Origin of the sequence: Bacillus sp. AP50 (assembly GCF_040492675.1) — a bacterium.
GTDB lineage: Bacteria > Bacillota > Bacilli > Bacillales > Bacillaceae_G > Bacillus_A > Bacillus_A cereus.
In genome coordinates this window covers 1-1,147 of record NZ_JBEUTW010000384.1, presented here as the reverse complement: position 1 = coordinate 1,147, position 1,147 = coordinate 1, and the positions used below count along the sequence as shown (strand labels likewise).

Here is a 1,147-nt window from a genome sequence, read left to right as displayed (position 1 = left end):
CCCTTTACTTTTCAAAAATTATAACATGATATTTACGGAAAAATAATAAAAAATCCCTTCAGTTTTCCTGAAGGGATTAGAGGGGTAAAATGCTAAGGGGAATTAGCAATTCTACTATGAAGAAAAAAGAGGTCTTAAATATAACGTATATATGACCTCTTGTAAACACTTTTCTTTCATATGTCACAATTCCGTCACATTTAACCATAAAAAAATGAATCAAACATTCATTTTTTATCCCTTTTAAAATGGATATTGATGTAAATGTTGTCCTCCATCCATTGTCATGCAAGTTCCATTTATGTACGCAGCTTCATCTGAACATAAATAATAAGCTAGACCAGCGATTTCCTCTGGCGTACCCAGCCTTCCAAGCGGAACACTTTGTATCGTCCGTTTAGCCATTTCTTCTGAAATCCATAATTTATCAGCACCGCCCGTACGTTCAATTGGTCCTGGCGCGATAGCGTTAACTCGTATTCCATATTTACGTCCCCACTCAACAGCGAGCGTCTTCGTCATCGCTAATACTCCTGCCTTCGCTGCAGCCGAATGAATAACTCCTGGACCAGCATCCCATGCATATGTTGCTACCATGTTAATGATATTCCCTTTTATACCTTTTTCAATCCAATATTTTCCGACAGCATGGCTACAGTAAAATGTACCGTTTAATACAATATTAATGACTGAATTCCAGCCATTCACAGATAAATCTTCTGCTGGACAAATAAAGTTTCCAGCTGCATTATTTATTAAAACATCAATTCTACCAAACTTCTCATCAATCTGTTCAATCATTTTCTGAATGTCATCCGTATTTCTTACATCCATTTGTACAGGTAATACTTGCCCTGGAAATTGTTCAATTTCCAACTTTGTTTCCTCTAGTTTTTCCTTTGTACGTCCTGTAATAACAACTCGTGCCCCTTCTTTTGCAAAACGAGTCGCCATTCCTTTTCCCATTCCACTCGATCCACCTGTTATAATAACTACCTTTTCTTTCACATACATCCCCTCCAAAAAATGAATACACATTCATTTTATCACTTTATTTAATAGAAATCTTTATATTTTTAAACTTTTCTGATATTTTAGCGTAAAGAACTTTCTTTTTATTCATTTTTTTTCGTAATCTATACTACTT

At 35.2% G+C, this 1,147-nt stretch carries 1 protein-coding gene; it reads right to left on the bottom strand.

The genetic code is table 11. From position 1 onward, the window contains the following. Window positions 1-243: 243 nt before the first annotated feature. Window positions 244-1,008 carry a 2,4-dienoyl-CoA reductase gene (fadH, locus tag ABWK52_RS22910; RefSeq protein ID WP_000660913.1) on the bottom strand — a complete coding sequence of 255 codons (765 nt, stop codon included), beginning with the start codon at window positions 1,006-1,008 and terminating at the stop codon, window positions 244-246. Between the last annotated feature and the right edge of the window lie 139 nt (window positions 1,009-1,147).